10 protein-coding genes are annotated in these 5,836 nt (G+C 76.4%); 6 read left to right on the forward strand and 4 right to left on the reverse strand.

Going from position 1 to position 5,836, the window contains the following annotated elements:
* The coding region (locus DZG00_RS11370; protein ID WP_147359979.1) for a universal stress protein at positions 1-490 on the forward strand (490 nt) is incomplete at its 5' end.
* Between the two features lie 107 nt (positions 491-597).
* Positions 598-1,374, forward strand: a complete 777-nt coding sequence (locus DZG00_RS11375) for a universal stress protein (protein WP_119455636.1) — start codon at positions 598-600, stop codon at positions 1,372-1,374.
* 177 nt (positions 1,375-1,551) lie between these two features.
* Here DZG00_RS11375 and DZG00_RS11380 read toward each other — a convergent pair whose 3' ends face one another.
* Together DZG00_RS11380 and DZG00_RS11385 are read right to left on the reverse strand one after the other, a co-directional pair.
* A complete protein-coding gene (locus DZG00_RS11380) occupies positions 1,552-1,920 on the reverse strand; it encodes a hypothetical protein (RefSeq protein ID WP_119383259.1) in 369 nt (122 codons plus the stop codon).
* A complete protein-coding gene (locus DZG00_RS11385) occupies positions 1,917-2,417 on the reverse strand; it encodes a universal stress protein (RefSeq protein ID WP_119383260.1) in 501 nt (166 codons plus the stop codon). The genes DZG00_RS11380 and DZG00_RS11385 overlap by 4 nt, the downstream gene beginning before the upstream one ends.
* A 140-nt stretch (positions 2,418-2,557) precedes the next feature.
* Between DZG00_RS11385 and DZG00_RS11390 the strand changes: the two genes are divergently transcribed.
* The 4 genes from DZG00_RS11390 (at position 2,558) to DZG00_RS11405 (ending at position 4,846) form a co-directional block, all read left to right on the forward strand.
* On the forward strand, positions 2,558-3,448 hold the full coding sequence (locus tag DZG00_RS11390) for a universal stress protein (RefSeq protein ID WP_119455637.1): 891 nt from the start codon (positions 2,558-2,560) through the stop codon (positions 3,446-3,448).
* The gene (locus tag DZG00_RS11395) at positions 3,445-3,876 is read left to right on the forward strand and encodes a pyridoxamine 5'-phosphate oxidase family protein (RefSeq protein WP_119382931.1); all 432 of its coding nucleotides are present in this window, start codon (positions 3,445-3,447) and stop codon (positions 3,874-3,876) included. Before DZG00_RS11390 ends, DZG00_RS11395 begins: the two co-directional genes overlap by 4 nt.
* A 107-nt stretch (positions 3,877-3,983) precedes the next feature.
* Positions 3,984-4,625, forward strand: a complete 642-nt coding sequence (locus DZG00_RS11400; protein ID WP_119382932.1) for a uracil-DNA glycosylase — start codon at positions 3,984-3,986, stop codon at positions 4,623-4,625.
* Positions 4,622-4,846 carry a hypothetical protein gene (locus tag DZG00_RS11405; RefSeq protein ID WP_119382933.1) on the forward strand — a complete coding sequence of 75 codons (225 nt, stop codon included), beginning with the start codon at positions 4,622-4,624 and terminating at the stop codon, positions 4,844-4,846. Before DZG00_RS11400 ends, DZG00_RS11405 begins: the two co-directional genes overlap by 4 nt.
* 9 nt (positions 4,847-4,855) lie before the next feature.
* Here the strand turns inward: DZG00_RS11405 and DZG00_RS11410 are convergent, their stop codons facing one another.
* Positions 4,856-5,431: a GNAT family N-acetyltransferase gene (locus DZG00_RS11410; RefSeq protein WP_119382934.1), complete on the reverse strand. Its 576-nt coding sequence runs from the start codon at positions 5,429-5,431 to the stop codon at positions 4,856-4,858.
* A gap of 147 nt (positions 5,432-5,578) precedes the next feature.
* Positions 5,579-5,836: putative immunity protein (locus DZG00_RS17035; protein WP_375342501.1), on the reverse strand; the 258-nt coding region annotated here is incomplete at its 5' end.

Genomic DNA, 5,836 nt, shown 5'->3' on the forward strand with positions numbered 1-5,836 from the left:
CCCCGCGGCGGATCCGCACCCCGCGACGCAGCCCGCGCTCCCCGCCGGGAGCGTCGTGGTCGGCCACGACGGATCCGCCGAGGCGCAGGCCGCGCTCGACCAGGCGCTCGAGCTGGCCGCCGTGCTCGGCGCGCCGGTGGCGGTCGTGCGCACGTGGTCCATCGACACGGCGCCGCCCGGGGCCGTGTTCCACGACGGCTACGCGGCGTCGTTCGCGGAGATCGGCGAGACGGTCGAGGAGCGGCTGCGAGCGGACACGGCGTCCCGGATCCGCCGCCACCCGGAGCTCGACGTCCACCTCCGGAGCGTGCTCAGCCAGCCCGCGGAGACCCTCATCGCCCTGTCGCACGACGCGCGGATGCTCGTGGTCGGCTCGCGCGGGCTCGGCGGGTTCGCCGGGATGGTGCTCGGGTCGGTGAGCGAGCGCTGCGTGCGCCACGCGCGCTGCCCGATCCTCGTCGTGCCGCGCACCCGGGACCCGCGGGCGTGACCGCGGCCGACCGCCGCGCGCCGGGACCTCCGCCCCTACGCCGGACGCCCGCCGGGGGCGAGCCTGGTGACATCGCCGCATCGGCGGCCCGTCCGTCAGGAGAACCCATGTCCGCTCGCACCCCCGCCTCCTCGCGCGTCTCCCCGGAGCGCGAGCGCATCGCCGTCATCGCGGCGTCGGCGACCGCCCTCGAGCACCACGCCGCGTCGAGCACCCGCGAGCACCTGGCGCGGCTCGCCGCCGAGTCGTACGACGCGATCGTGGCCCCGGGGATCACGATCCACGAGTACCTGCGCAACCTCGTCGTGCACCGCGTACGCGGCCGGCTCGAGGAGGAGCGGGCGCAGGCCGAGGCGGCCCGCCCGGAGCTCCCCGAGAAGGACACGCGCCCCCTCGTCGTCGGCTTCGACGGATCGCCCGCGTCCGGGTCGGCCCTGGACCGCGCGCTCCTCATCGCGGGGTCGCTCGGGGCCACCGTGCGGGTCGTCGCGGCCTGGCACCACCCGGTGTCCTCCGGCCGGTTCCCGCTCTCCGGGGATCCCGGCGCCGACGCCCGCAGGCTCCTCGAGGACACCCTCGCGGCGCGGTTCGGCGCGGAGCCGCCGACGTGGATCACCGCTGCGGCCGTCGAGGGCCTCCCCGCGCGCGTGCTCATCGCCGAGAGCCGCGACGCGCAGATGCTCGTCGTCGGCAGCCGCGGGCACGGCGGATTCGCGGGCCTGCTGCTCGGATCCGTCAGCGCCGCGTGCGCCGAGCGGGCCGAGTGCCCCGTGCTCGTGATGCACGCGCCGCGCGTCGAGCACGAGGATCCGGTGAGCGCCGGCGCCGAGGCCCTCGGCGACGGCAGCCGGGCCTCGGACGCGCCCGCGTGGGTCGGCGCCTGAGCGGCCGGCGCGCTCTCAGGGCCGAGGTCCCGCGGGACCTTGGTCCCTGTCGCCCGTCGCCGTCCGATGGGACGGTCCGGTGCGTGCTGCATCAGCGTCGATGCGGTGCGTGCCCACCACCGGCACACCGGCGGGCCACGGTGGAGGACCCGCGGAGCCGTGGACCCGCGGACCCGCTCAGCCGATCCCGAGGTCGAGCTCCGGCTCGGGATCCGGCACCGCGTCGGCCGCGTGCACGGGCACCAGCGTGAGGACGATCCGCACGCCGGGCCCCGCGGGATCCACCCGCAGCGTCACCGTGCGCCCCACGAGCGCGTGCGCCTCCTCGACGCCGTCGCGCAGCGCGACCTTCGCCGTGAGGAGCTCCAGCGCACCCGACAGCGCTCGCCCCCAGTCGGCCGCGTGCGGGCTGGAGGCGTGCATCACGGAGCGCTCGCCGTCGGGGCTGGTGCCGACCTGCTCGACGAGCGCTCCCTCGAGCGTCGTGATCGCGGCCGTCGTGACGGGCGGCCCGTCCGTGGGCACGACGCCCGGCGCGAGGCTCATGCGACGACCGCCGCGACGCGGGGCGGCGCCGGGATCGGGGTGGCGCGGGGCTCGTCGTGCATCACCAGCACCGGGCACCTGGCGTGCTCCGCGCAGGCGGCGCTCACGGATCCGAGCAGCAGGCCGACGAACCCGCCGTGCCCGCGGCTGCCGACGACGAGCATCTGCGCCTCGCGGCTGAGGCGGATCAGCACGCTCGCCGCGCCGCCCTGGTGCAGCTCGGTCGTGAACCACGCGGGCACGTGCGAGCCGAAGCGGGAGCGGACGGCGTCGTCGACCATGGCGCGCGCGAACTCCTCCGGCGACCAGTCGACGATGCCGAAGCCGCTGTACTGCACGGGGAGCTGCCACGCGGCGACGAGCCGCAGCGGGGCGTCGAGGGCCCGGGCCATCACGATGGCGCGGTCGAGCGCCACCAGCGCGGCGGGGGATCCGTCGAAGCCGACGAGGAGGGGTCGCGCGTCGCGCGGGGCGGTGGAGTCCTGATGGGAGGTCATGCGCGACGGTACCCAGCGCGCGGGTGCGCGCGGCAGGGCCGAAGGTCCCCACGGGACCAAGGGCACTGTGCGGCGCGGGATCGCGGACGCAGCCTTGCGGTGAGGCCGGAGGGCCTGATCCACCGACGAAGGGACACCCGATGACGCGCATGGCGATCGTGGGCTGGGACGGCAGCCGCGCATCGGAGGCGGCCCTCGCGTGGGCCGTCGCCCGGGAGGAGGAGGACGGCGGCGCGACCGGCGAGATCGTCGTCGTGACGGCCGTCGAGCGCACGCGCGCGGACGTCCGGCATCCCGGCGCCGCACCCGGCGTGCAGGCCGCCCGCGCGGCGGTCGAGGAGCGGGTCGGCCGGGCGGCGCGGGAGCACCCCGAGGTCCGGATCCGCGGGGAGGCCCTCACGGGATCCCCCGAGGACGTGCTCTCCCGCTGGTCGTCGCCCGACACGCTCGTCGTGGTCGGCGGGGCCGGCGTCAGCCGCTCGCGCCTCCGCCGCCGCATGCCCATCGGGGAGCGCCTCGCCACCCGGTCGTGCCGCGCGGTCGCGGTGATCCCCGCCGACTGGGATCCGTCCGACGCCACCGTGGGCGGCATCGTCGTCGGCGTCGACGGCACCCGCTCCTCCCACGCCGCCCTCCGCTTCGGCGAGCACGAGGCCGAGCGCGATCGGGTCGGCGTCGCCGCCGTCCACGTCTGGACCGAGCCGTACGTGCGGGACCGGATCTACGTGCCCGCCGACGAGCTGCGCGAGATCGTCCGCACGCAGCACCGCGACCTCCTCGAGGACGCGATCGTCGAGGCGTCCGACGAGACGCCCGACGTGCCGGTGGAGCGCCGTGCCGTCGCGGGTCACCCGTACTTCGCCCTCGTCCGCGAGAGCGTCGGCGCGCGCATGCTCGTCGTGGGCAGCCACAGCCACGGATCGCTGGTCAGGCGGCTCCTCGGGTCGGTGAGCGCGACGCTCGTCGCGATGGCGCCGCTGCCCGTGGTCGTCGTCCACCCGACCGCGCCCGTCCGAGCGGGGCTCTCATGACCCGCGAGGGCTTCACCGAGTACCTGACCCCGGAGCAGTGCCTGGCGCTCCTCCGCCAGCGGTCCGTGGGGCGTCTGGCCTTCGTCGCCGACGGCCGCATCGAGCTGTTCCCGGTGGACTACGCGATCGTCGACGGCGCCATCCGGATCCGCAACTCGGGCGGCACGAAGCAGGCCGCCTTCGACCGTGGCCAGGACGTCGTGTTCGAGGTCGACGAGCCCGGCCCGATCGAGACGTGGAGCGTCGTCGTGCGCGGCGTCGCGCGGCTCGTGCCGGACGGGGCGCCCGCCGCCCCGCGCATCGCCCCCGCGTCGACCGACCTCGGCCGGTCGCACCGCGTGGAGATCTCGCCCGTGGTGATGACGGGCCGCATGTTCGGGGCACCCCAGCACCCCGTGCCGGTCGCGCCCGTCCATCCCGTGGCGTGACGCGCAGCGGTCGCGCGGGGCCCCATCCCCCGACCTCGCGCGGCCGTGCGCACGCCCGCTCCGCTTCGCCCGCACCCGCGGGCGGAGCGCTCCCGTACGGTCGAGGCATGACCCGACGCATGGCCGACGCCGCCTTCCGCACCGCCCAGGAGTGCGAGGCCGCGACCGCTCCGCACATGGCGCCGATCGCCGCGTTCGTCGCTGCGATCCGCGATCGCGACGGCCGGGGGTGGGCGCCGGGCATCGCCCCGCACCATGGCGGCGTCGACGCGCGAGTCCTCAGCGTCCTCCGCGACCCCGGCCCGGCGACGCAGGTCGGCGTCGGATCCGGCTTCCTCAGCGTCGAGAACGACGACCCGACCGCCGAGCGCCAGGCGGTCCTGTTCGCCGAGCACGGGATCCGCGACCGCGACGTGCTGCCGTGGAACGCGTACCCCTGGTACATCAACGCGGCCCCGAACGCGGAGCAGGGTCGGGCGGGCGCGCAGGTGCTCGTCGAGCTGATCCGACTGCTCCCGAGCCTCGAGGTCGTGCTGCTCCAGGGCCGCGACGCCGAGCGGATCTGGGACCGGGCGCTCGTGCTCGACCCGGCGCTCCCGGGACCCGGGGTGGAGGTGGTGCGCACCATCCACCCCGGTCGCCAGGCGCTCTTCCACCGGGATCCGGCCGTGCGGGCGGAGCGGCAGGCGCACCAGGTCGCCGCGTTCGCGCGGGTCGGCGCGATCCTCGCCGCGGAGCCCGCGACGTGACCGATCCCGTCGACGCCGCCCGGATCCGCATGACCCGCCGGGTCCTCGTCGGCGTGTACGCCGTCCTCGCTGTCGGCCAGGCGGTGGTCGGCGTCCTGGCCTCCACGCTGACGGACGCCTCCGACGGCATCCGGGCCCTCGGCGTCGTGATGTTCGTCAGCGCCGCCCTGTCCGCGGTCCTGTGCGCGCTGTTCGTCGTCGCCCTGCGGCGCTCGCGCTAGCCGCCCGGATCACCCGCCCAGCGGCTGCACGTACCTCCGGCAGACGTGCACGCGCCTGTACCGGGCGCGCATCTCCTCCTCGCGCTCCACGGCCGCGTGCAGGAACGCGAGCACGGGCCGGCCGAGGCCGTCGGGCGTGGTGAATCCGGTGGTGTCGTCGCCCTCGACCACGAAGACGTGCAGGTAGCGGGTCCCCTCGACGAAGCCGACGCGGCGGTACCAGGCGTTCGCGGCGGGATCCTCGCGGGTCCACGCGTCGAGCTCCGTCGCGCCGGTGCCCGCGAGCAGCGGGAGCGCGGCCTCGAGCAGGGTCGTGGCGATGCGGCGGCCCTGGTGGTCGGGGTGGACCGCGACGGTGTCGATGGTGGCGAGGCTGCCCTCGACGCCGATGTCGAGGATCCCGACGATCGTGCCGCCCGGATCCTCGGCGACGAGCGCGACCGACGGCTCGGCCGGATCCGGGCGGCGCGGCAGCACGTCGTCGAAGTACTGCGAGCCGAGGAAGGAGAGCGCGCGGCAGCGTATCCAGCCGGGCTCGTCGGCGGGGGAGTACGGGCGGATGGCGGGCGCGGAGTGAGCGGGCATGCGGGGTCCTGTCGTCGAGGCGCGGCGGGCCGAGTGGCCGGGCGCTAAATGGAGGGGGAGCGTGGGCGGGCTCTCATCTCGACGACATGCGTCCACCGTGTCGGACACCGGGGCCGCGCGCAAGGCCCCGCTGCGGATCCGCGCGGCTCAGCCGAAGACGTACGCGGCGAATCCCGCGGGCACGTGCTCCCGCTGCCACTCCAGCTCCGCGACGAGCGCCTCGCCCGTCAGCGCCTTCCGCGTGTAGCGCGGGATCTCACGGCTGTGCCCGGCCATGTGGGCCACCGCCGCGGCCTGGCCGACGGCTCGCGCGACGGCCGTCGCCTCCGGGGACACGGCATCGCGGGCCGCGGCATGGCACGCGAAGGCCAGGGCGCGCATCGCGCCGACCCCCAGGGATCCGTC

This window comes from Clavibacter lycopersici, from assembly GCF_003576405.1.
GTDB lineage: Bacteria > Actinomycetota > Actinomycetes > Actinomycetales > Microbacteriaceae > Clavibacter > Clavibacter lycopersici.